Here is a 22,891-nt window from a genome sequence, read left to right on the forward strand (position 1 = left end):
GCGGTTTTTTGTGGCGTGATTTAAAATCTTTATTCACTAAAATGTGAACGACACCAATGTGATTATTCGATACCCAAAAATTCTAAAAACTCAGGACTCTCAAAACTTGCTTGATACAGCACGCCATCCTCACGGTAGATAGCAGGCGTCGCTATCACTGCAAGTCCTGCCGCCCTTTCACGATTAGGTGTCACGTAATCCGTGTTACAACTGGCAGGCGCTGGCGTCATCTGGCCTTGTAGCATTGCCTTGTCTAGAGCGTTACGGCGACTGCCCTCATCCGCTTGACACCAGATCCCGCGCATCTGCGCAGGTGACGCTTCATATATAGGATAACCGATAGTCTTGACGGTGACGCCTTTGGCATTGAGATCTGCCATTTGCTTATGTAGCATTCGGCAGTACGGGCAATTCACATCAGTTGCAACATAAATAACGGCGCGCTCGGTAGTCGTTGCCGGATAAGTAATCAGCTGCGACTCATCTAGTGAGGCAAAGACAGATTTGTTTTTATTCGCTTCAAAAGTCTCATCAAGTCCTGTGAATTGACCATTCTCTATCACCGATATCTCGCCATCAGTAATGTATTGCGCATCATCTGAGAGTAAAAACGGCACGCCTTCTAATGTTGCGCCCCAAATCACGCCCGGTACCGCGGTATAAAAAAATGGCGTTTTAGCGCTCATGTTTTTCAGCGCACTCATATTCTCTAGTAGTGAGGATTTCACCGCCGCGCTGACATACTCGCCTGCTTGCGCGCTAGTGGCTCGCGCTGGGGTTTGCTTCACTTTACGTGGGCTTGGGTTTTTTTGTAGCTCGCCTTGGATGACGTATTTGCCATCAGCGGTGATATGTAGCGGCGGTTGTCCTGCTAGATCGACCTGATACATATTAGGTAAATTAGAGGGTTCGATAGATAAGATTTGCGCTTTGATACCAACCTCGGTCAATACCTTGCGCAAATGGTTATCAGTGTCAGCCCTGACTTTGTCTGCTGCCGCACTTTGTGTCATCTTAGTATTTTCATCGGTTGAAGTCGCAGGCTGGGCGCAAGCCGTCGCCGTTAATAGCAGTGCACTAATAAAACTAATAGGTTTAAGTAGAGGTAGTTTCACAGCAGTCATCCTAGCAAGTAGCGTTTATATACCAATAGCAATCAGTATTTCGTCTTAAAACACTATTTAAAAAAGTAGAGTGAAAAGATATCAGGACTTTAGCACATTAGCTAAGTTTTCGGAGGGTTTGCCAGTTACTTTTGCAAATCGCTACTTGAGCTTAAGGGAGGCGCAATAGAGGCCGATAAAACAAGTTATAAAGCTCAACTTGGATGTCTTGGATGTCAGGTGCGCGAGGCGCACCCTACCGTAAATCTAAAGATATACTTGTAAGTACCCCTAAAACTTCTCAACTTCCTCAGGCGTTAAAAAGCGACTATCGCCACGCTCTAACCCGTCTAAAGTAATATGGCCAATGCTAGCGCGATGCAGCTCGACGACTTTATTACCGAAGTAGCCCATCATACGTTTGACCTGATGATATTTGCCTTGCTCAAGCGTAAGCCGCGCATGCGTCTCATCGATAAACTCAAGGGTAGCCGGTTTGGTCGGCTCATAATCGCCCTCTAACAAGATACCTTCGCCCACCTTTTTGATTGCGTGGGCTTGCTCCTCCTCATTCATAGGATCAGCAAGCGTTAGCTCATAGACTTTGGCGTGCTCGTGCTTGGGACTTGTGACGCGGTGTAGCCAGCCGCCATCATCGCTAAGCAGCAGTGCGCCTGTGGTATCGACATCCAAGCGACCTGCGATACGTAAACTGCCTAGCTCTGGTACGGCAATCAATTCGGTGACGATAGGATACTCTTTGGCCTTTAACGTACACTCAAAGCCTTCAGGCTTATGCAGCAAGATATAACGATTACCCGTCGCCACCGAGAGCGGCTCGCCTGCCCACAGCACTTCATCATTGATAATATCGACATGTAGGCCAGGGTCTTTGACCACCTCATCATTGACGGTGACCTCAGAGGCGTGGAGGATTTTTTTGGACTCTTTGCGTGACAGCTCGGTGGCTTTACTGATAAATTTATCTAAACGCATACTATTTACTACCATCGGTTTTATGATACCAGCCCTAAATCAGAAACTAACGACACCAGCACTCAGCCATGAGCGTCTCGTTATCTTCGATGGTTAGAAATGGTACTATAATGAAAAATAAAATGAATACTGCGGCCAATATGGACGACAGTGACAGTTAGCTAAGTTTACCATATCCAACCTAAGCCTGATGAAATATGAGCTATCAAACCCTAAAACGCGCCGTCACCGCGCGCCTAGAAATTAAGAAATCTGAGTTTATTGCTTACGCGTATCCGGTGATCTCGCGTGAAGAGGCCATGTTTCACGTGGAACAACTGCGCGAACAATATCCAGATGCACGGCATTTTTGTTGGGGCTACATCATTGGTGACCCTGACAATACGACCAGCGCAGGTTTCGATGATGACGGCGAGCCAAGCGGCACCGCAGGCAGACCAATATTAAATGTCTTGCAGCACAAGTCCATCGGCAATGTGATCATTATCGTGGTGCGGTATTTCGGTGGTATCAAGCTGGGCGCTGGTGGTCTGACGCGCGCTTATGCAGGCGCGGCCCAAGCCGCGGTCGATGAGATGACATTGAACCCGTATGTACCCATGACACAGATTCAGATACTCGCAGAGTTTGCGACCGAGGCACAATGCCGCTATATGATAGAGAGCTTGGGCGGTCATATTGATGATGTCGCCTATAGCAAACAAGTCACGCTGACCGCAACACTGGCACAGGCAGATATCGAGAGTCTAAAAGAGCGGCTGGCGATGGATGGTCGTGTATTGGATCAGCCAGAAGTCTAAAAAACCTGATTAACCTTTCTCATTAGCCGCTTAAACATAGTAGAACCTCAATAAAATTGATACAGCATAGAAAACGCACTCGATTAAATGCTACTTTTCTTGCTTGCTGTGACTGCGTCTCTAGAGGCTGCGAAAAATAGCGTTTAATCTTGCTATACCATTTTTATAACGGTTTTACTATAGTTGTATTCAGTCGCCATTTATTAGCTTGTCAGCCATTTCAGTAATCATGCGTTCACTGAAAATTATTGGATTTCGTCAGTGCTGGCGTTATGATAAAAAACCTCACCACGCTACTTTTTTGCTTTTCCACGATCATTAAATAAGACCAAAATATGTCAACCTCAACCAAACCCTTTTCTCCAGCGCCTTTTAAGCCGCCCTTTTGGCTGACCAATCCACACTTGCAAAGCATCTTGCCCAAGTTCTTTGCGCCAAAAGCACCAACTTATCGCCGCGAAGTCGAAAAAGACTCTTTGGACGAAAGCGATATTGCTTACGATTTTTATGATGCGCATCCTATAGAACATTCAGAAAATGGTGAACTTGAACAAACGCCATTAATCGTTTTGTTCCACGGTATGGAAGGCAGTAGCGATAGCCATTATGCCCGCGCTCTGGCTTATCAGATGTACGCGCAAGGCTGGCACTTTGTGGTCGCCCATTTCCGCAGTTGTGGTGGTATTCCAGCTAGTGGACGGGTGTTTTATAATGCAGGTGATACGGGCGAAGTGCACTACATGCTGCAAAACCTAAGCGAAAAATACGCCAATATCTATGCAGTCGGTGTCTCTTTAGGTGGCAATGCACTGGCAAAATATATGGGCGAATACGAAGACAAGGTTCTTTGTAAAGGTGCCGTAGTTATCTCCGCCCCTGTTGATATGTCATCAGCGGCGCTTAGTATGCATAGCTTTTTAAGTCATCGTATTTATACGCCTTATTTGCTCAACCCAATTATCAAAAAAGCCTTAGCCAATGACATTACTCAAGAGGAGATCGACTCGATCAAAGCGGTCAATCGCATCAGTGACTTTGATGATATCTTTACCGCGCCGCGTCATGGCTACCGCTCTAACAACCACTACTATCAAGCCTCGTCCGCCCTTCCCTATTTGATCAAAGTGACCAAGCCTTTATTACTCATCAGTGCAAAGGACGATCCGTTTATTGGCTTTACCGCGACACCAAACGATGTCTCTGATAGCGTCACTATCTTAGATACTGAGCACGGTGGACATATCGGCTATTTGCGTTATCGCTCAGATAAAGGTCGAGCAAAAAATAATACTAATGGCAAATCTTCAAAATTTGATATTAACTGGATACCCGAAACGGTGAGTGCGTACTTCAATTGGATTGGGGTCGAGTCACGTAAAAAATAGGCCTAAGTAGCCCTGACAATAGCTCCTAATTTAACGATTTTTAATACTGTCCTTTAAACCTTCGAGACGACTTTATGTACCCATTTATCCGTTATGCCAGCACCATCGCTCATGCCGCCTTAAAAGCAAAAAAGGGCGATACCTTGACCCTAAAAGAAACCAGCGAGATCCAGTTTCGCTGTCGCCTGACGGATATCGATAACTTCTTGGAGATGAATAACGGTCGCGTATTCACGCTGTATGATTTGGGGCGTATGGACTTTGCGGTGCGTAGCGGACTTGGCACGCAGCTGCTAAAACAGCGTTGGGGTCTGGTCATCGCTGGCAGTACCATCCAATATCGCAAGCGTATTCGTGCGTTTGAAAAGGTCACGCTAAAAACCAAAATCGTCGGTATCGATGCGCGTTGGCTCTATATTGAACAATCCATGTGGGTCAAGGGCAAACCTTGCTCATCTGCGCTACTGCGTACGGGCGTGACCAAAGGCGGTCGGGTGATTGACACGGCACAAGTACTGGCAGTATTGGGACAATCTGATTGGGATATGCCGCCAACCGGCTATGTCGCCGAATGGATAGAGAGCGATCGTGATCGTCCATGGCCACCGCAGTACTAGGATTGAGTAAGGATACTTATGAAATTTCGATATGCACGGCACACCAATAATTTGGGCACCCTTATTGATTTTTATCAGAATATTATTGGACTGGAAAAGCTGGGCGGCTTCAAAGATCATAATGGTTACGATGGTGTTTTTTTAGGATTTCCCGATCAGGATTAGCATATGGAGTTTACCTATTCCGCTGATAAAGCAAACCATCATCCTGACAAGGACAATTTGATCGTATTTTACTTAGTTAGATAGTGAAGAGGAAATCCAAGCCATTATAGAGAGAACGAAACAGGCAGAGATACTAGCAGTTACCTCACAAAATCTTTATTGGAATGAAAACGGTATTGAGCTGACTGATCCAGACGGGTTCGGCATCATACTAACGATAAATTTGTTGAAATAGAGAACTAGATTCAGTCTGTTTAGGGCGTATCATTGGAATTTGCTGATTAGCGGTGATGATGTGGTTGGGCTGCTGAGTTATAAAAATGGGTCAGTTTTCTTAGCTATCTTTTCTCATTTCATGTGTTTCTAGTAGATATATAGCTAAGGTAGATGATGCTCCAACTGCTAACTTAGCGTGCCTAGGTTGTAGACCTTTGAAATCACTATCTTTGCCATGACCACTACCATATTCGTTTCTAACCTCTGCAATGCCTTGGACAACAGCAGACAAGCTACCTAGAATCTGTCGTATCGAACTCGCTGCTTTTGCTTCATTAGATATATTGTCAGGCGTAATTTTGAGCAGCTTAGTGGTTTCTTTCATTAATTTAGATAAGTCCCAGTTTTTATTGTATTCTTCTTGCCTACTTTTAAAGATTGATTTACAAGCAGTTTCAATCAACTCTTTCGCTACTCCTATCGCTTGATAAGGTGAAGTTTCAATTGATGATTCCATTAAGTTAATCTGCTGAGAAACGTACTCAGCGTTAAAAATAACTTTGATTTCATTACTTTTTCTTTCGATCGATGTTTTTCCTGTAAACTTCATTTTTCCACTAAAAACTGGTCTACCAGATATTTTGGTTGTTTCAACAATCTCGAACTCATCATGATACAAATTATCGTTGAGTACCTTTGTTATTCTTTCAACTTCCTTTTGATCAGTTCTTACCATTGGATGTATCATCAGACAGAGAAAGTTCAAAAGAGAGGCGTCATCGCAATTTAGCAAGTTAAATCTTGCATCACTGAATACCCAATCATCCTCCCAGTCATAATTATTAATTCTGTGTTGCCATATATCACCTGCGGCATTTTCGTATCTAGAATCTGTAGAAGGCATGCTCTCTAAATCATAAATTCTAGATAAAAACTCTGTTTCATTTAGCTTTCCTGCCCACCAAATCTCTTCTATTTTTAAGATATCAAATATATTGCGTCGAGTAATTTGAGATATTTTATTCATTATTTATTTCAACTTTCTTTGGCTAGACATTTAGTAATATCAAGTATATGCATTAATAAGCTTTAACTACAGTTTTATAGTCAACTATTTTAACTACGAATTTATAGCCAAAACCCACCACCCTATTCAGCAACTAAATAAACACTATCCAACACGCGCACCGCCTACCTCTGTTACAGTAAGTCATGCAAATATCCTAATAAAAAGGAGCCATTCATGAGCTTACTCAATACACTTAACCTCACCTATCCGATTATCCAAGCGCCAATGGCAGGCGGTGCCACCACCCCTAAGCTGATTGCGAGTGTCAGTAACTTTGGTGGACTGGGTTCATTAGGCGCTGGCATGACCGCGCCAGACGTTTTGAATAGCCAAATCGATACGATTAAGACCCTGACCGACCGTCCTTTTATGGTCAATCTGATGGTGCTATCTGAGCAGGAGTCGAGCAGCTTTGACACCGCCATGCCGAATTGGCTGAGTAATTATTACCAAGAGCAGAATATAGAATTTACGCTACCCACGCGTCCAGCACAGAGCTTTGCTGAGCAGTTGCAAGTCCTCTATGACAACCCTGTGCCTGTCGCCAGTTTTACTTTTGGTATTATCCGTGCCGAGCAAGTTCAGCGTCTGCAACGTGTCGGTACGCGCGTCATCGGTACGGCAAACCATCCACTGGAAGCGAAAGCATGGAGTGATATTGGGGCAGACGCAGTTTGTGTACAAGGCGTAGAAGCTGGCGGTCATCGCGGTGGCTGGTTGCCACAAAGTGAAACTGATCCTCTAGGATTATTGACGCTGATTAGCCAAACGCACGCTTGCACAGATATTCCGTTGATTGCCGCAGGTGGCATTATGACGGGACAGGATATCAAGGCAGTACAAGCGGCAGGCGCTGAGCTTGTGCAAATGGGAACGGCGTTTTTGACCACAGATCAATGCGGTATTAATGATACGTATAAACAAGCGCTTATTGATGCCAGTCAAGGGTTACGCAGTACTGAGACGCGCTTAACCAGATTGTTCTCAGGCAAGCTTGCACGTGGATTATTAAACAACTATTTGCGTGATTTTGCTCAGTTTGAGTGTGCAGATGCGCTACCGCCTTATCCACAATTAAACGCCATGACCAAGTTTATGCGAGCGGATGCGGCCAAGCGTTTGGACGCCGAGCATCTGTCGTTATGGGCAGGGCAAGGCGTCACGTTAGTCAAAAACGAAAGTACAGACGCCTTACTGACACGATTAATAAAAGGTTTGTGAATTACTGACCCTTCAGCGTTGCACGAAACCCTTTATAATCCTCCGCCGTTTGCTCTACCGCCTCTATCATCGGCACGTGACCGATATCTTCCATCATAATGACTTGCGCTTGCGGGATGATGTCTTTGATCACATTGACCGTTTCAGGTTTGATGACTTGATCTTTATCACCCCAAACCACGAGCGTTGGAATATGATAGTTCGCGATGATTTGAGCGCGCTCCTCGACATTATCAGTGACGATTTGCTCAAGGATTTTGGCGTCCAACTCCTTGTTATTGATACGCTCTTGCGCGAATACCGCTTTGACTGACTTGGGCAAATAAGGCGGCTTATACATGACAAAATCGTACATCTTATAGAAGTCCTCTTTGCTATTGATCAGCAATGGGTTGTTCTCAAGGGTTGCGCCCTCAAGCGATTTTGGCACGCCTGCTGACCAAAACCCTGCGCTATCGACAAGCCACAGACTCTTGACGTCTTTTGGGTACTTTGCAGCATACGCGACACTGATCGCGCCGCCCATCGAGTTACCGCCGATGTGAATATTGCCTGCCAATCCTTTAGCTTGCAACAGCTCATGTAAGCGCATGGCCTGTGCCTGTGAGCGATAGTCTGCGCTCATAGGTTTGCTCGACTCACCAAAACCCAGCAGATCAGGAATGATCAGATGATAGTTCTCTAACTCGTCAGCGATACGGGTGAAGTTGTCCTTATTACCGCCAAAACCGTGAATGAGAAGTAGTGGCTCGGCGGTGAGATTGTTATTTTCGGCATAAACTAACTTGTCGCCAGAAGTTAGCGTGAATGATTTGACATCCAGATCAGACTTATTGCGCTCATATTGGATAATTTTTTGGGTAGTGTTAATGGCAAGCGTATTGGGCGCTGTGGTACAGCCTACGATAGAGAGACTAAATAGTGCGGCAAGGCCTAAGCGTTTAAATAGCATAAAGACATCCTTGTTTAGAATTAAGGCGGAAACAAAATCTGACTTTGATTTTAGCGCTAAACTTGTGCCTAGATTTTTTAATTTATAACCTTCTAGTCAAACCTTATCTTCTATGTTCATATACAAGACTATCGTTAGCTCTTGTTTACCTTTCTAGCCCAGATAGCTTAAGCATTGTTATTTATAATAGGAGCGCTTTATAGCAGTAGTGGTTATAACTACAACCCTAAGCTCACTATCTATTCTCAATTATAGTCAATCAATATTAAAAGTGGTACAAGGCAGACGAGTGCAAGTACTACAGTAGTAGGCTAAACGAGTCTAACGCTGTAACACTTTAATAGTGGTTCGACTATAAACCCAACTGACACTTATCAAAGCCCAATCAAAGTGGCATAAAAGGATGCACCTTGAGCGACACGAGTACGCCCTCCAGTAAATCGCGTGACCTTACCAAAGGGGCTATCGCCAAAACCATGCTCCTATTTGCCTTGCCAACGACACCATGGAGACGGTTACCGCTGCGCCGTATCATCAAAGTGTACAAAAAGGTTCATGGTAGTAGTTAGATCTGTCCTGAGTTAATAAGGATAAGCGCTAGCAGCACAGTTTATTTACTCTTTGCATTATTCAAGTAAAATCCTTATCCACTAAAAACCTTACCGCAGCGGCGGCATGAATCACTGTAGTATCAAATACAGGGATCAGACTGTCGTCTTGCGTGATCAACAGGCCAACCTCAGTACAGCCTAGTATCACCCCCTCTGCTCCTTGCTCAGCAAGCTTAGTTATGACATCGATATAATATTCGCGTGAGCTGTCTTTGAACTTACCGACGCACAGCTCTTTTTTGATGATACGATGTACCTCTGCCCGCTCGTCCTCGGCAGGTATCAATACTTTTAATCCTGCATCAATCAGACGCTGCTTATAAAAACCCTGCGTCATCGTAAACTGCGTATCCAATAGCGCTATTTTCCTATTTATCGTTTAGTCTTACTTATCATAGATTATCGTAGCAAAAGTTGCTCTCTAGAAGAGCGCATTATCTAGAGATATTGTTTTTCTCAAGATAAAAAGATGGTTATGAATCTATAGCAAACCTGACGATTGATAATAACGATTTTACCAGTCCGTCATCACGGAGTATCATGAGCACTGCTATCACTTGTAGGACAATCGAAACTATGGCCAACTTTCCCACCATCAGAATACGCACCCGCCGCAAATACTATCGCCTGATCTTTACCGGTCTTATGGCGATGATGATGTCACTCATCATTTCAACCGTATTATTGCTTATAAAGGTGGGCTATATTGACGGTTTTTTTACCGAGCTGATGCACTCGTGGGGATTGGCCTTTATCGTGGCGTGGCCCAGCGCGTATTTTTGTGCTTATATGGTGCAGGAGCACATCCTTAGTCGCATTGAGTTTTATTAAGTCCCTATTTTATTAAGCCTCTATATAGTCAATCTCTTTCCATATAGCGCCGTGTCATTGACGTCTCAAGCACTATGTCTGTACATGATCAGTATGGCGACTGCTCATCTTTATCAAATGCAGCAATCAATATCTATGCTGTCAAGACAATGCCTGAGCATTTAATCCACCTGAAACAAAACCATACATAATGTTATCATCTATTTACTAGACGACCAGTCTATTGTTATCTATAGTATGACTCATACTGATTATATTTAAACCAGATCACACAGTACGATAGCTACACCATAACCATAATGTGATGGTCTGGGTCCCACACACATAACAACAAATAATTGATTAAGGATGATTTATGCGCGTTGCTACTTATGATCACTTTGGCAAACCTTCCGACGTACTGAGCGTGGGCGAGCGTCCTATGCCGCAGCCTGCTGCCAACGAAGTCCGTATCAAAACCATCTTTTCCCCCATTCATAACCACGACATGCTAACGGTCAGCGGGCAATACGGCTACAAGCCAGAAATGCCAGCGGTTGGCGGTAGTGAAGCGTTAGGAATTATTGATGCGGTCGGTGATGAGGTCACAGACTTAAGCATCGGTCAGCGCGTGGCCTGTGCCAGTGTGCACGAAACGTGGGCAGAGTATTTTGTCGCCCCTGCCAATATGGTATTTGTCATCCCTAATAGCATCGAAGACGAACTGGCCGCGCAGCTGATTGCTATGCCATTATCCGCCTTGATGCTGCTTGAATTCCTAGAAGTAGATAGTGGACAATGGATCATCCATAATGCGGCTAATGGTGCTGTTGGTAAAACACTAGCCATGCTGGCAGCGGCACGCGGTGTGAACACCATTAATCTCGTGCGTAGCAAAGACTCGTTAGAAGAGCTGACCGCGCTAGATATCAAAAACAATGTCGTCACCGCTGATGATGACTGGCAAGACCAAGTCCGCGCTATCATCGGTAAGGACAAGATCACCGCTGCTGTGGACTCCGTCGGTGGCGAATCAAGCAATGAGCTGCTATCGTTACTCGGTAGCAACGGCACGTTGGTCTCGTTTGGTATTATGTCAGGTAAACCAATGCAACTAGACGCTGGCAGCCTGATCTTTAAGCAAGCTATCGTCAAAGGCTTCTGGGGCAGCAAAACCAGCCAAGAAATGGATCTGGACAACAAACAGCGTCTGATTGATGAACTACTAGAGCGCGCGACCAACGGCAATCTAAAATTACCAATTGAAGCGGTTTATGGGCTTGATGAGATTACCAAAGCCGCCTCAGGTGATGTGCAATCTGGCAAAAAAGGTAAGGTACTATTAAAACCTTAGTAACTTTAAAGTATTGTCAAAACTATAATTTACACACTAACCTTTCAATGACTATTATCATCAGAGGTAGCATAAAATAAGAAGAAGCCCGTTTGTATTTATCCTGAAGTACAGTGGGATTTTTTTGCTTTAGTGACTTTGTAGTCATGAGATAATGAAGCATGCGATAGTTAAGCCATGACTCATGAACATAAACAATAAAACGTAATAGGGATATCACTATGTCAAACGAGAAAACATTTAAAGCCTTAGTCGTTGAAGAAACTAACGACGGCGAATTCAAAAAAAGCATTCAAGAGCGCAAAGTCAGTGACTTACCAGAGAATGACTTGCTCATCGAAGTGAATTATTCATCATTGAACTACAAAGATGCCATGTCAGCCACGGGCAATAAAAGAATCACCAGAAACTATCCGCATACCCCTGGTATTGACGCGGCTGGTGTCGTCGTCAGTGACAAATCAGGCACGTTTAGCGCAGGGCAAGAAGTATTGGTATTCGGCTATGATCTCGGCATGGACACCGCAGGCGGGCTTGGCCAGATAATCTCGATACCCGCTGATTGGGCGATAGAATGTCCAAAATCATTAACATTAAAAGAAGCAATGATTTATGGTACTGGCGGCCTAACCGCAGCCTTAAGCGTGCAAAAGCTTGAGAAAATGGGCGCAAAACCTGAAGACGGACCAGTCGCCGTCACGGGCGCAACGGGCGGCGTCGGTAGTATCAGTATCGCTATATTAAGTCAATTGGGCTACGAGGTTATCGCCTTCTCAGGTAAGCCTGAACAAAGCGATTATCTAAAAGATCTTGGCGCAAGCGAAGTCCGTCATCGCGATACGATCAATGAAATCGGTAGCAAACCTATCGGCCGTGAGCTGTGGGCCAATGCCATTGATACGCTCGGTGGCGATTATCTAGCTAATTTGCTCAAGCAAACCAAAGCGGGCGGCGCAGTGACCAGTTGCGGCCTAGCGGGCGGTGCGGAGTTTTCGATGACGGTCATGCCATTTATCACCAGAGCAGTGTCATTATTGGGTATCGACTCGGTACTTATCCCACTTGAGGACAAAAAAGCGATTTGGCAGCGCGTTTCAACCGATATGAAATTGCCTGACCTTGAGGGTTATGCTGAAGAAATTACCCTTGAGCAAACGCCTGAATACTTAGATCGCTTTATTTCGAGTAAGGTGGTTGGGCGTTATGTGGTGAATGTTCGGGGTTAGGGTTTTGATAACTCGTCTATTTTTATACACAAACACCCACTCAAGCAGTGGGTGTTCTTATTATTGTATAAACTACTTCAATTCTTGAATTCCAACTGACTTTAAATAATTCCAAGTGCCATCGTAATACTCTTTAGGTCTTGTATGATCAAGAGTATCACCTCTTGGTATATAAATAATCATACCTTGTCTAGCTCTAGTGAGTAATACGCGATAGGTGTTTTTTAAATATTCCTTGGTTATCTCTTGACCAATGATTTGCCATTTAGTGCCTTTAAAGTTTAAATACTGCCAGCTACCATCCTTTAAATGAAAATTACCACCCCAAGCCACACATGCCCAATCGATTTCTAGACCTTGTATATCAAACTCTGTCGCTACCTCTTCTAAAAAGTAAGAGGAACGAATATCCCTACTACCATTTAAAAACCAGCTAGGTGCTGAAATAGTATTTTTAACGTCTATACCCAAAGGTCTTAATCTTTTGGCACCAGATGAACTAATCAACCCGATTCTCTCGCTTCCTTTTGCTTGATCTCGTAACCATTTTTTAGCAGCGTCAATATCTCTTGTAATGAAAATAGGATAATCCGTTTTAATCTGTGCATAAATATTTTTAGCGGCATTATAATTTAAGTCTAAAAGCTCGTGAATAAAATAAGATAGCTTCTCAGACCGGAATGATCTAACTGATACAGCCAGATGTAATTCGGACTCACTATGACCATTCTCTATCAACCAGTTCTTAGCACTTTGAGACTTAACATAGTTGTCGCTATCAAGAATTTGTTCAGAGTAGTAAATATCCCAATTTGAAAATTTCTTGCCTAGAGAATTTATCCATTCTTCTAATCCGGCTTCACCAGTATTAATTTCTTGGCCACCTCCGATCAAGCATACAATGGTACACCATTCATTATGTCTATTCATAACGTCAATTAAGAACTCAGGTTCTGACATATTAAAGTTTTCAAGACCCTTTTTTCTTTTCATAAAAGAGCTGGCTTGTGCTTGAGTCCAGGCTCTTTGTGCTTCATCGAAAACAACTACTTTCTCAGTTGGCGCTTTTACAGATTTCAGATTATCATCTCGAAAGTGATGAATATTTTGTATAAACGCATTCGCTTTTATAGCAGCTTGTTTTTTAGTCAGCTTGTCGTCTGTCTGTTTAGATATATCTACAGCATCTCTAGTCAAAGCTTCTCGCAATACCTCAACTAAAGGACTGTTACCAGAAAGAAAAACAGCATGCTCATCTTCATCAGCTTTCATTCTTTGAACGGCAATATTCAAACCAGCCAAGGTTTTCCCAGCACCAGGTACACCGGTAACAAAGCAAATAGATTTCTTTTCATTGTGCTTTGATTCTTCAATAATTCGATTCAGTTGATCTGTCGTTTTACTGAGATTGATAGCACCTGAGTCTGATCGCGTGATTTCTTTGACATTATGACCTTTATATAGTGCCTGAGCAGCCTCAACTATCGTCGGAGTAGGTTTATAAATTGAGTTTTCCCAACGTAGTACATCGACAGCTGAAGTATCCTCATTGATAAAACGGCTAAGCGTTTGAGTTAAATCATATTGGTTTGTTTTAGCAACATCTTGATGATTTATAATAGTTATATTGTCTTCAACAAAGATAGACGTTTTAGCCTCTGTTACAACCAAAATGGGTACTAATTTAGCATGATGACTGCCTTCATGAAAATTCTTTAGATCAATGGTATAGTCAATAGTTTGTTCTATAGCATGTTTTGAATAACCTCCGTCGCTAACCTTAAACTCGACGATAAAGATGACATTATTTATAATAATTATATTATCTACTCTTTTACCCATCCTAGGTATGGCAAATTCAAAATAGATTTGCCCTTCAAATGAAGCAAGCTGGTCTTTTAAAATTTTAATTTGTTTTCGCCACGCAGTGACCTGTAATTCTTCAAGTGTTCTATTGCTATGATTTGCTGTTAATTGACCTAGAATGCTATCTTCGGAATTCAATAAAAACTCTTGAATTGAGTTTGAGTAGTAGGCGCGTTGCACAGAATATCCTTATCTTAGTTATCGTCTAAGTTCAATGATGCATTTATAAAAAAAGAACGCAACCATCAAGGCTACGTTCTTTTCTTTTTAAGTACTAAATAAACCCTACTCCCATTCAATAGTAGCAGGCGGCTTACTCGACACATCATAAGTCACGCGCGACACGTCTTTGATTTCGTTCATGATGCGGTTGGATACCGTTTCAATCAAATCATACGGCAGATGCGCAAAGCGGGCGGTCATAAAGTCCACGGTCTCAACTGCACGTAGCGCGATTACCCACGCATAACGGCGGCCATCACCGACCACGCCAACTGATTTGATTGGCTGGAATACCGCAAAGGCCTGCGCGGTTTTGTCATACCAGCCCGAACGCTCCAGCTCCTGCATAAAGATCGCATCGGCAAGGCGCAGGATATCAGCATATTCTTTTTTCACTTCGCCCAAGATACGCACGCCTAGACCTGGACCTGGGAACGGATGACGGTAAATCATCTTCTCTGGTAGACCAAGGGTGATACCAAGTTTACGCACTTCATCTTTAAATAGATCGCGTAACGGCTCAACCAATTCAAACGCCAAGTCATCTGGCAAACCGCCAACGTTATGATGGCTCTTAATGACGTGTGCTTTACCTTGATGTGACTTAGCAGATTCGATCACGTCTGGGTAAATCGTCCCTTGTGCTAAGAACTCAACAACTTTACCATCGCTCTGCTCGCTCACTTGACGCGCACTATCAGCGAATACGTCGATGAAGGTTTTACCAATGATTTTGCGTTTTTTCTCTGGATCCGACTCGCCAGCCAGCGCGGTTAAGAAACGATCTTCGGCATCAACACGGATGACTTTGACGCCCATGTTTTCGGCAAACACTTGCATCACTTGATCGCCTTCATGCAGACGCAAGAGACCATTATCCACAAACACACAAGTCAGCTGATCGCCAATGGCTTTGTGCAGTAGTGCTGCAACGACTGAGCTGTCCACGCCGCCCGATAGTCCGAGCAATACTTGCTTGTCACCGATTTGCTCTTTGAGCTGCGCAATACGCATATCAGCGATATTGTCTGGCGTCCACTCACCAGCACAATCGCAAATCTGATGGACAAAACGACCTAGCAGCGCTTGACCTTGTAGGGTGTGCGTCACTTCTGGGTGGAACTGTAGACCGTAGTATTGCTTGTCATCATTAGCCATAATCGCAATCGGGCAGCTTGGCGTACTAGCAACGATGTCAAAGCCTTCAGGCGCTTCGATGACTTTATCACCATGGCTCATCCAAACGTTTAGCTTGGCAGCCGCGCCGTCAGTCTTGCTGTCTTCGATACCGTCAGTCAGCTGCGAGTGACCATTTACTTCGATGGTCGCCGCACCAAACTCATGGATATCACTGGCATGAACCTGCCCGCCAAAACGATCTGCCATCGCTTGCATACCGTAGCAAATACCCAATACAGGCACGCCTAGGTCAAACACCGCGTCATTGATACGCGGGCTGTTATCTGCATGGACGCTCTCAGGGCCACCCGATAAAATGATGCCCTTGGCACCAAAATCGATGATACGCTGAGTGTCGATGTCATAAGGGAACATCTCACAAAATACCCCAGAATCGCGCACACGGCGGGCGATTAACTGACTGTATTGCGAGCCAAAATCGAGGATTAAAATGCGGTCTTGCTTGATAGTTGGCGTCGATGATGCGGTCGTCATAAGGTGAGTATCCATCAATAAAAAATTGGTGCCCTATTTTAACAAGTTTAGCGCCATGAATGGCGGTTGATATGCGCTTTATTCTTAACTATTTTTTTCAAGCGTTGACGCACTCAACATAAGGACATGACTAAGACAGATTTTTAACGCCTATCGCTATAAACCTTTTTATCACCATTTTTAAAATAGGGACACGCCCTAGCAAAACAATCTCGCTACGGCGGGATTTTTTTTGCGGTTATATTTCACTATTTTTCGCCAGTTATTCTTTTATACAGACTCCTCGTCTCTATATTTTCGATGCTTCACTAAATTTCTTAAGTTAATGACTGAAAAACTTACGTAACATTACGAGATAGTGCAGAAACTAACACTTAATAATCAATATGTTACCAAACTTTGTATTACTATGAAATTGTTCTCTCAAGCGCCAATTAAATATTTCATTAAAACCAAAGCGCTATTTGCTGGCCCTTTTTCCAGCGTCCACAGCTTAATAACGATAAGAATAAAAGATTATGACTCCTTTAACGTCTGCGTCTCGTATGATGCACGGTGTGCAAGATACTGTTTTTGCGCCCGTATCATCTCAGTCGACTGCTGCCGCGATTGCCTTTAGCTTCCAGCTAATGACACGAGCGGAGCCACCTGAGATTGTGATTGCAACCATTAAGTCGTTATTGGCTGTCAAACAGGCAGTGGATGAAATCTTAATTATTGATAATAACCATACGGATAAATCTCTTTATCAACCACTGGCCGCCTTTTGTGAATCGCTAGATGCCGCGCTCAACGTGCGCTTTTATCATATTGATGAGATTGCAGGCTACAAAGCGGGTGCGCTTAACTTAGCGCTGGCATGGATGGATAGACGCTGTAGTCATATCGTGGTGGTGGATAGCGATTATGAAGCATTGCCGCATGCCCGTGAGGTGATGGTACAAGCCATTAACGACTATCCTGAGCACACACTATTACAGTTTCCGCAGTTTTATCGCAGCGCCCATCTTGAGGACATTCACAGCGAGCTGAATCACTACTTTAACCACCACCTATATCAGCCGCGCAATCGTATGCGCGCCTTATCGACAGGCACGTATGCAGTCATTCGGCGTCGTGATTTGCAGCAGCTGGGCGGCTGGTCGGGCGCATCAATCACCGAAGACGCGCAGATGGGAGTGCTCATGCATCAGCATGATATGCGTAGCGCCTTTATTCCTACAGTGATTGCAACAGGACTGCTGCCCGCAACCTTGTGTGATTTATTGGCACAGCGTCAGCGCTGGGTATATGGCAATATGCAGATTTTTTGTCGCTATCTTGCCGCGCCATTGTTACGTCGTCTGCATCCGACGTATGCCGCGAGTATGGCGACAACCAAACACAGCAAAGCTGAGCAGCGCCGTTATCAGCGCGCGCACTTGTCGCAGCTTAGTGCATGGGTCAATGGCACAGGGATTTTAATCCTGCTTCAGCTTATCACGGTGATGGTAATGGCGTTTGCATTAATGGTGGGCCATGACAGCACATGGGCGTTACCGATTTTGGCTGTCGTCTATACAGGTTACGGCGTATTTTTACTGCGCCGCTTATGGGCATATTTACGCGACCAAGCCCCACTCACCCAGCAAATGCAGCGCGGCTATCGACACACCATCGCCAAACGCTTACGCACATGGCTGATGCATTTAAACTTTTGGGAAGTGGGTGCGCTGTGCTGGTTGCCTGTATTGTGGGGACGGCAAAAGCCCTTTGTGTGTACCCCAAAAATCGCTCCTGATGCCACACAATCAGCGCTAAAGCACGCCAATCGCCGTGCCTTACCCAAATTACTATTGATGTTAAATGCACTCACTGCTCTACTAGTATCACCGCTGTCTGCGGCCTATTCCCCGATATTATTTGCCTGCGCGCTCACCGTCTTTGGTTTAAAACTCATTGCCGCAAGACTTGCCTTAGCCAATTACAGCGCGGCCAGTGAAGCCGAGTACCTACTTTCTTTACCAGAACCATCAGCACCTTTTCCCTTATTAAATACAGAATATGTAAAACCACTAAACATTCAAAAAATGCCCTTTATCGAGACGACTGATCGCGTACAAGATAAGCAGACCATCAACTTTTAACCTTTATTTTACTTTTTATTTTGCGCATATTTTTGTCCTGACTTTTACCTTTATTTTCAATAACAACAACATAACAGCGGCGGCCATAACGATGATGAATAAGCGCCGCCATAGGAAATATTATGCCCCCTTTATCTTTACCCACTGCTTCTGTCACGCCGCAGAAGCGACCCTTACGCATTGCTATCATTGCGCATTCTTTATACCCGATTGCTGAGCCTTACGCAGGTGGGCTTGAGATGATTACGCATCTGCTGTGTGATAAGCTGGTCGCGGCGGGGCACGAGGTGCTGCTTTACGCGCATGCTGACAGTCAGACGAAGGCGACCCTTGTACCGCTATTGTCGCGTCAAGAATTTGAGGCGATGGTCTATCCAAACGAGCATGAGTCGGTGGCGATGGGGCGCGAGGAGATGTATCAGTACCTCGCCTATCAACATGCGCTACGCGATATTATCGAGCGTGACGGACGCGGCGAGATTGATGTGGTACACAATCACAGCTTGCACCACATTCCGATGATGATGGGTCAGGTCTTTGGCAAGCGCTTTTTTACCACCTTTCATACGCCGATTTTTCCGCAGCTGCGCTTGGCATTATTGACCCTACAACTGGGCACCGATACGCAATTCACCTCGATTAGTACCTATCAGCAAAAACTGTTTGCCGAATTTGTGCCATCTAAAGTGGTGTATAACGGTATTGATGTGGACTCTTTTGACGCGCAACTTGAGGCCATCGATGACGAGGTGTATCTGTGGTATGGGCGTATTTGTCCTGAAAAAGGCACGCATTTGGCAATGCAATATTGCTTGGCGGCGGGCAAGCGCCTGATTATCGCAGGACCTAAGAGCAACGCGCAGTATTTTGAACAATCTGTCGCGCCGTTATTACTCCAAGACAAGCAGCAAGGCAGCGATTTGCTCGACTATGTCGGTCACAAAACCAAAGCAGAGATTAACCGCTACTTAGGTCAAGCGACGGCGATGCTGTTTACCAGCACGTGGGATGAGCCGTATGGGCTGATATTGGCAGAGAGTCTCGCCTGCGGCACGCCTGTGATTGGCTTTGATGTGGGTGCGTGCGCAGAGATTGTCACGTCTGAAACGGGCATTGTGGTCGCTAAAGAAGACAAAGCCGCCTTTATCAAAGCCTTTTATAGCATCAAAAACATCTCACGGGCGGCGTGCCGTGCGCGTGCCAAGTTATTTTGTGCTGATACCACGATGGTCGATGGCTATTTGGAGTTGTATTATCAGACGCTGACACCAGAACAACAATCGCTATCCACAGCGCAAAAGCCCAGTGCTGCCACGCCCAAACATTTACCTTCGATGCCACCACCACAAGCGACGTCAAGTCTCGACACCTTACCACAGCACGCTGAGGGTTAAGGGGTGCGCATCGGTTATTACGCCCATCATCACGGCTCGGGGCATTGTCGGCAGGCGGACAAGCTGGCGGCGCTACTGCCTGAGCCTGTGCGCGCGCAGTTCACGGTTTTTACCAGCGTGTCTGCGGCGGACTATAGCTTTAGCAATATCAGTGAAGCGCAAGTCGTCCGCCTCGCGCCTGAAGATGAGCACGCAGACGATATACTCAAAGGTCGCGCGGGACACTACTGGCAACCTGAGAGCCTGCACTACTCGCCTGTGGGCAATCGCGACATTCAAGCGCGCAGCTATCAGCTGATACAGGCGCTAGACGCGCGGCAGATTGATCTGATGATCATTGATGTTAGTGTGGAAATTGCCATGCTGTGTCGCACGATCAGTATGCCCTACCTGTACGTTCGCCTGACTGGCGTGCGGGATGACATGCCGCACGTAGAGGCTTTTAAAGGGGCGCTGGCAATGCTCGCACCGTATCCGCGCGCCCTTGAAGCGATAGACACGCCAGAATGGATGCCAAAGAAAAGCCTATATTTGGATTTTATCGGTACAGCGCCCAGTACGGATTTGACCCGTTCCGAGTTTTTGACGTTACTCAATGAGTTAAAAGATGATGCTCAGCCGTATCGTGAGGGCGCGCCCATCATCACGGTGATAAAAGGCTATGGCGGACACCAAGCGATTGATGCGCGCCTGCCCAAGCTGCGTGAGCTATTGCCCGATGCCTTTATCATCTCGCTCGGTCCTATTAGTGATAACATGCGCCACTTGGTCGATATTGCCACGCAGGTCAAAGACGTGCGCCCGTTTATCGTTCATAGCGATGCAATATTGATGGCGTGCGGGCTAAACAGCATCGCGCAGGTCTACTACGAGCAGACGCCCATTATCGTACAGCCTGATGCGCGCCCGCATGACGAGCAAGTCGCCACCGCTAATGCCTTGATTGCGCAAGGTCGGGCGCTGGGCTGGGATGACTTTTGTAAAACAATGCAAAATGATAACGGGCAGTTGCCTACGCCGACCGCTACCCTGCAAACAGTGCCTGATTTGGACACCTCGGCAGCCGCATTGATGCACAGCTTTGGCGACTATGACGATACCAAGGCATGGTTTTATGAGTGGCTGTTGCCAAAACTTGCGCTGCGTCCTGAGCGTTAATATTCATTTAATAATAAGAAAAACTAAGCCTATGATGCATCACGACCCAATCTCCCCGAAGCGACCGACCGCGCCTGTGAGCGTCATCACTACCTGTTATGGACGCAACACGCACTTATACAATCTGCTTGCCGCCCTTGCCAACAGCAGTACGCCACCTGCCGAAGTCATCATCGTCAATAACGACGCCGACCCCAAGCGCCTAAACGAATACGCGCTGAACATCGTACAGATACCGACCACGAATGATGGCAACGATAAGCAAGCGCGCTTTGATATCGGGCACAATCGCAATATCGGCGCCACACACGCCAGCCATGATGCGCTGATATTCTTAGATGTCGATTGTCTGGTTGCGGCGGACAGCATCGCTGGACTGTATAGCAAGCTCACGGTGCATCCTAACGCGCTGCTGATGGGGCAGCCCAAATATCTAACGCGCCCGCTGTCAGCCGCCGAGTCGGCATCACTGGCAGCAGGGATGCTGAATGACGCCGCGCTAGATGCGCTCTCGGTATACAACCCTTACCGTCCCAACTTTGCGCCCACAGACTCACTCGCGCCTGCCGCGATGACGCAGACCGAGGACTTTGGCGCGTTTTGGAGCTTATGCTTTGCCATCACGCGCCAGCAGTTTGAGGCGCTTGGCGGCTTTGACACCGCTTATGTCGGCTACGGCGCGGAGGACACCGACTTTGCATTTCGCGCCCGCGTGTGCGGCATGCCGTTTTATCTGACTGGGGAGCTAGTCTATCATCAGCAGCATGGCGTTTGCCGTCCGCCGCTGAATCACTTGGACAGCATCGTTATCAATGCCAATCGTTTTTATGATCAGTGGCAACATTGGCCTATGGGCGGCTGGCTGGGTGAGTTTGCCGAGCTTGGCTTGATTGAGTGGCAAGCGGCGCAGACAGCGCCGATTACGCTGCTGCGTGCGCCTACGGAGAGTGAGCTGGAAAAAGCGCATTGTCCTGATGCACCGTTTGTTTAGAGGTGGTTTTACTGATATGTGGCGAGCGAGCTTGGTGCAAAAGTGAAAGCGCCCAAACAGTACCTGCGCTCAAGCGCGCATGGTGAGCTATCTCCGATAGAGTAACTGTATAGATATTAAGGCTCAATGGTTATGACCGATTGAGCTTTGGTGTGATAAGTATTTTTAGCTTAGAAGTGGTTGAAAATTTAGACCATACTATTTTGTACAATTCAACATACATTCGCAGCTAGTTGTAGGAGAGTTGAAAAATTCCGAGGAAATGCACATCTTAAACTTTGTCCGAGTTTGCGACAAAGTAATTATAGTATTTTTGCGCTTCATCCTCTGAACCTAACGCAACGTCAATAAGCATTTGAAGACCCCATACTGGACCTGGAGTAACCTGCTCTAAATCTAGATCTTCAGGATAAGCCTCTGGGTCTATTACCATATCTAGGTTTACAAACCACCAAATCTCTATCTTTCTCAATAAACCGACCATTTCTTCAAAAGTTTCTGTGACATCAAAGTCAATCCCAGACGAAGCAAATGTTAACATTTCATGAGCTAAGGTGTTGCGGCACCTTTTGATATACTCAAATTTCTCTAAATCTTCATCATCAATGGCACCCATATCTCGTAGCCACGTTAAAGATGCATAGAGTCGGCTTCTATTCAAGACAAGCACCTTTTCTTTATACTCAGCGCTAACAATCATTCCATTTTCATCGAACCCATTAGTAAAAAAGCCTTTTATCTTTTCAACAATACTATTCTTGAGCATTTCGAAGCCCATCGAAAATATAGAGGCTGTAATGATATTTTTTTAAGCGTCGTGGGGTGAAGTACACGCTTCCATGATGCTTTAACTTTTTCATCCATGTTTGATCTCGATTAATAGAATCAATAGTTTGCTTGTTTCACTAAGTCAGCAATAAGGCATTGCCCATTTT

General features: G+C 45.4%; 21 protein-coding genes and 1 pseudogene. 14 read left to right on the plus strand and 8 right to left on the minus strand.

All coding sequences use genetic code 11. The features are described 5' to 3' along the window. Positions 1-62 precede the first annotated feature (62 nt). Together AOT82_RS08440 and AOT82_RS08445 are read right to left on the minus strand one after the other, a co-directional pair. Complete coding sequence (locus AOT82_RS08440; RefSeq protein WP_227517132.1) at positions 63-1,124, minus strand: disulfide isomerase DsbC N-terminal domain-containing protein; 1,062 nt, start codon at positions 1,122-1,124, stop codon at positions 63-65. A 270-nt stretch (positions 1,125-1,394) separates the two neighbouring features. Then, on the minus strand, positions 1,395-2,099 hold the full coding sequence (locus AOT82_RS08445) for a pseudouridine synthase (protein ID WP_071002639.1): 705 nt from the start codon (positions 2,097-2,099) through the stop codon (positions 1,395-1,397). Between the two features lie 197 nt (positions 2,100-2,296). Here AOT82_RS08445 and AOT82_RS08450 point away from each other — a divergent pair, with 197 nt between their 5' ends. The 5 genes and pseudogenes from AOT82_RS08450 to AOT82_RS14330 form a co-directional block, all read left to right on the plus strand. Next, a complete protein-coding gene (locus tag AOT82_RS08450) occupies positions 2,297-2,899 on the plus strand; it encodes a YigZ family protein (protein WP_071002640.1) in 603 nt (200 codons plus the stop codon). 335 nt (positions 2,900-3,234) lie between these two features. Further along, the gene (locus AOT82_RS08455; protein ID WP_071002641.1) at positions 3,235-4,284 is read left to right on the plus strand and encodes a YheT family hydrolase; all 1,050 of its coding nucleotides are present in this window, start codon (positions 3,235-3,237) and stop codon (positions 4,282-4,284) included. Between the two features lie 74 nt (positions 4,285-4,358). Then, the gene (locus tag AOT82_RS08460) at positions 4,359-4,901 is read left to right on the plus strand and encodes an acyl-CoA thioesterase (RefSeq protein ID WP_071002642.1); all 543 of its coding nucleotides are present in this window, start codon (positions 4,359-4,361) and stop codon (positions 4,899-4,901) included. Between the two features lie 18 nt (positions 4,902-4,919). Continuing rightward, positions 4,920-5,066, plus strand: coding sequence for a hypothetical protein (locus AOT82_RS13845; RefSeq protein ID WP_156770985.1), 147 nt, complete (start codon positions 4,920-4,922; stop codon positions 5,064-5,066). Positions 5,067-5,157: 91 nt separating this feature from the next. Continuing rightward, a pseudogene (locus AOT82_RS14330) lies at positions 5,158-5,301 on the plus strand (hypothetical protein); the annotation flags it as partial. Between the two features lie 99 nt (positions 5,302-5,400). Here AOT82_RS14330 and AOT82_RS08470 read toward each other — a convergent pair. Continuing rightward, the gene (locus AOT82_RS08470) at positions 5,401-6,309 is read right to left on the minus strand and encodes an abortive infection family protein (protein WP_071002643.1); all 909 of its coding nucleotides are present in this window, start codon (positions 6,307-6,309) and stop codon (positions 5,401-5,403) included. A 216-nt stretch (positions 6,310-6,525) separates the two neighbouring features. Here AOT82_RS08470 and AOT82_RS08475 point away from each other — a divergent pair, with 216 nt between their 5' ends. Next, a complete protein-coding gene (locus AOT82_RS08475; protein ID WP_071002644.1) occupies positions 6,526-7,572 on the plus strand; it encodes an NAD(P)H-dependent flavin oxidoreductase in 1,047 nt (348 codons plus the stop codon). Between the two features lies 1 nt (position 7,573). Here AOT82_RS08475 and AOT82_RS08480 read toward each other — a convergent pair whose 3' ends face one another. Next, positions 7,574-8,524, minus strand: coding sequence for an alpha/beta hydrolase (locus tag AOT82_RS08480; RefSeq protein WP_071002645.1), 951 nt, complete (start codon positions 8,522-8,524; stop codon positions 7,574-7,576). 410 nt (positions 8,525-8,934) lie between these two features. Between AOT82_RS08480 and AOT82_RS13850 the strand changes: the two genes are divergently transcribed. Then, complete coding sequence (locus AOT82_RS13850) at positions 8,935-9,093, plus strand: hypothetical protein (protein ID WP_156770986.1); 159 nt, start codon at positions 8,935-8,937, stop codon at positions 9,091-9,093. Between the two features lie 61 nt (positions 9,094-9,154). Here the strand turns inward: AOT82_RS13850 and AOT82_RS08485 are convergent, their stop codons facing one another. Further along, positions 9,155-9,511 carry an aspartate/glutamate racemase family protein gene (locus tag AOT82_RS08485; RefSeq protein ID WP_227517207.1) on the minus strand — a complete coding sequence of 119 codons (357 nt, stop codon included), beginning with the start codon at positions 9,509-9,511 and terminating at the stop codon, positions 9,155-9,157. A 200-nt stretch (positions 9,512-9,711) separates the two neighbouring features. On the opposite strand from AOT82_RS08485, the gene AOT82_RS08490 reads away from it, so the two are divergent. The 3 genes from AOT82_RS08490 (at position 9,712) to AOT82_RS08500 (ending at position 12,525) form a co-directional block, all read left to right on the plus strand. Next, entirely contained in the window at positions 9,712-9,966 is a 255-nt protein-coding gene (locus AOT82_RS08490; RefSeq protein WP_071002646.1) for a DUF2798 domain-containing protein, read from the plus strand. 355 nt (positions 9,967-10,321) lie between these two features. Continuing rightward, entirely contained in the window at positions 10,322-11,299 is a 978-nt protein-coding gene (locus AOT82_RS08495; RefSeq protein WP_071002647.1) for a zinc-binding dehydrogenase, read from the plus strand. A 221-nt stretch (positions 11,300-11,520) separates the two neighbouring features. Then, positions 11,521-12,525 carry a YhdH/YhfP family quinone oxidoreductase gene (locus AOT82_RS08500; protein WP_071002648.1) on the plus strand — a complete coding sequence of 335 codons (1,005 nt, stop codon included), beginning with the start codon at positions 11,521-11,523 and terminating at the stop codon, positions 12,523-12,525. A gap of 72 nt (positions 12,526-12,597) precedes the next feature. On the opposite strand, the gene AOT82_RS08505 is transcribed toward AOT82_RS08500, so the two are convergent. Further along, on the minus strand, positions 12,598-14,571 hold the full coding sequence (locus AOT82_RS08505) for a DUF2075 domain-containing protein (RefSeq protein WP_071002649.1): 1,974 nt from the start codon (positions 14,569-14,571) through the stop codon (positions 12,598-12,600). Positions 14,572-14,676: 105 nt separating this feature from the next. Next, positions 14,677-16,287: a glutamine-hydrolyzing GMP synthase gene (gene guaA, locus AOT82_RS08510; protein WP_071002650.1), complete on the minus strand. Its 1,611-nt coding sequence runs from the start codon at positions 16,285-16,287 to the stop codon at positions 14,677-14,679. A gap of 518 nt (positions 16,288-16,805) precedes the next feature. Here guaA and AOT82_RS08515 point away from each other — a divergent pair. From AOT82_RS08515 to AOT82_RS08530, 4 genes are all read left to right on the plus strand, one after another. After that, positions 16,806-18,413, plus strand: a complete 1,608-nt coding sequence (locus tag AOT82_RS08515; RefSeq protein WP_071002651.1) for a glycosyltransferase family 2 protein — start codon at positions 16,806-16,808, stop codon at positions 18,411-18,413. Between the two features lie 122 nt (positions 18,414-18,535). After that, complete coding sequence (locus AOT82_RS08520; RefSeq protein WP_071002652.1) at positions 18,536-19,807, plus strand: glycosyltransferase; 1,272 nt, start codon at positions 18,536-18,538, stop codon at positions 19,805-19,807. Between the two features lie 3 nt (positions 19,808-19,810). Continuing rightward, complete coding sequence (locus AOT82_RS08525; RefSeq protein WP_071002653.1) at positions 19,811-20,965, plus strand: hypothetical protein; 1,155 nt, start codon at positions 19,811-19,813, stop codon at positions 20,963-20,965. 31 nt (positions 20,966-20,996) lie between these two features. Then, positions 20,997-21,956 carry a glycosyltransferase family 2 protein gene (locus AOT82_RS08530; RefSeq protein ID WP_071002654.1) on the plus strand — a complete coding sequence of 320 codons (960 nt, stop codon included), beginning with the start codon at positions 20,997-20,999 and terminating at the stop codon, positions 21,954-21,956. A 271-nt stretch (positions 21,957-22,227) separates the two neighbouring features. Here the strand turns inward: AOT82_RS08530 and AOT82_RS08535 are convergent, their stop codons facing one another. Further along, positions 22,228-22,722 carry a hypothetical protein gene (locus AOT82_RS08535; protein WP_083328902.1) on the minus strand — a complete coding sequence of 165 codons (495 nt, stop codon included), beginning with the start codon at positions 22,720-22,722 and terminating at the stop codon, positions 22,228-22,230. Positions 22,723-22,891 lie beyond the last annotated feature (169 nt).

The organism is Psychrobacter sp. AntiMn-1 (assembly GCF_001854065.1).
Taxonomy (GTDB): domain Bacteria; phylum Pseudomonadota; class Gammaproteobacteria; order Pseudomonadales; family Moraxellaceae; genus Psychrobacter; species Psychrobacter pacificensis.

Bases quoted from the DNA above. Each gene is read 5' to 3' on its own strand.
- AOT82_RS08440 (WP_227517132.1), bottom strand. From the start codon at position 1,124: ATGACTGCTGTGAAACTACCTCTACTTAAACCTATTAGTTTTATTAGT.
- AOT82_RS08445 (WP_071002639.1), bottom strand. From the start codon at position 2,099: ATGCGTTTAGATAAATTTATCAGTAAAGCCACCGAGCTGTCACGCAAA.
- AOT82_RS08450 (WP_071002640.1), top strand. From the start codon at position 2,297: ATGAGCTATCAAACCCTAAAACGCGCCGTCACCGCGCGCCTAGAAATT.
- AOT82_RS08455 (WP_071002641.1), top strand. From the start codon at position 3,235: ATGTCAACCTCAACCAAACCCTTTTCTCCAGCGCCTTTTAAGCCGCCC.
- AOT82_RS08460 (WP_071002642.1), top strand. From the start codon at position 4,359: ATGTACCCATTTATCCGTTATGCCAGCACCATCGCTCATGCCGCCTTA.
- AOT82_RS13845 (WP_156770985.1), top strand. From the start codon at position 4,920: ATGAAATTTCGATATGCACGGCACACCAATAATTTGGGCACCCTTATT.
- AOT82_RS08470 (WP_071002643.1), bottom strand. From the start codon at position 6,309: ATGAATAAAATATCTCAAATTACTCGACGCAATATATTTGATATCTTA.
- AOT82_RS08475 (WP_071002644.1), top strand. From the start codon at position 6,526: ATGAGCTTACTCAATACACTTAACCTCACCTATCCGATTATCCAAGCG.
- AOT82_RS08480 (WP_071002645.1), bottom strand. From the start codon at position 8,524: ATGCTATTTAAACGCTTAGGCCTTGCCGCACTATTTAGTCTCTCTATC.
- AOT82_RS08490 (WP_071002646.1), top strand. From the start codon at position 9,712: ATGGCCAACTTTCCCACCATCAGAATACGCACCCGCCGCAAATACTAT.
- AOT82_RS08495 (WP_071002647.1), top strand. From the start codon at position 10,322: ATGCGCGTTGCTACTTATGATCACTTTGGCAAACCTTCCGACGTACTG.
- AOT82_RS08500 (WP_071002648.1), top strand. From the start codon at position 11,521: ATGTCAAACGAGAAAACATTTAAAGCCTTAGTCGTTGAAGAAACTAAC.
- guaA (WP_071002650.1), bottom strand. From the start codon at position 16,287: ATGACGACCGCATCATCGACGCCAACTATCAAGCAAGACCGCATTTTA.
- AOT82_RS08515 (WP_071002651.1), top strand. From the start codon at position 16,806: ATGACTCCTTTAACGTCTGCGTCTCGTATGATGCACGGTGTGCAAGAT.
- AOT82_RS08520 (WP_071002652.1), top strand. From the start codon at position 18,536: ATGCCCCCTTTATCTTTACCCACTGCTTCTGTCACGCCGCAGAAGCGA.
- AOT82_RS08530 (WP_071002654.1), top strand. From the start codon at position 20,997: ATGATGCATCACGACCCAATCTCCCCGAAGCGACCGACCGCGCCTGTG.
- AOT82_RS08535 (WP_083328902.1), bottom strand. From the start codon at position 22,722: ATGCTCAAGAATAGTATTGTTGAAAAGATAAAAGGCTTTTTTACTAAT.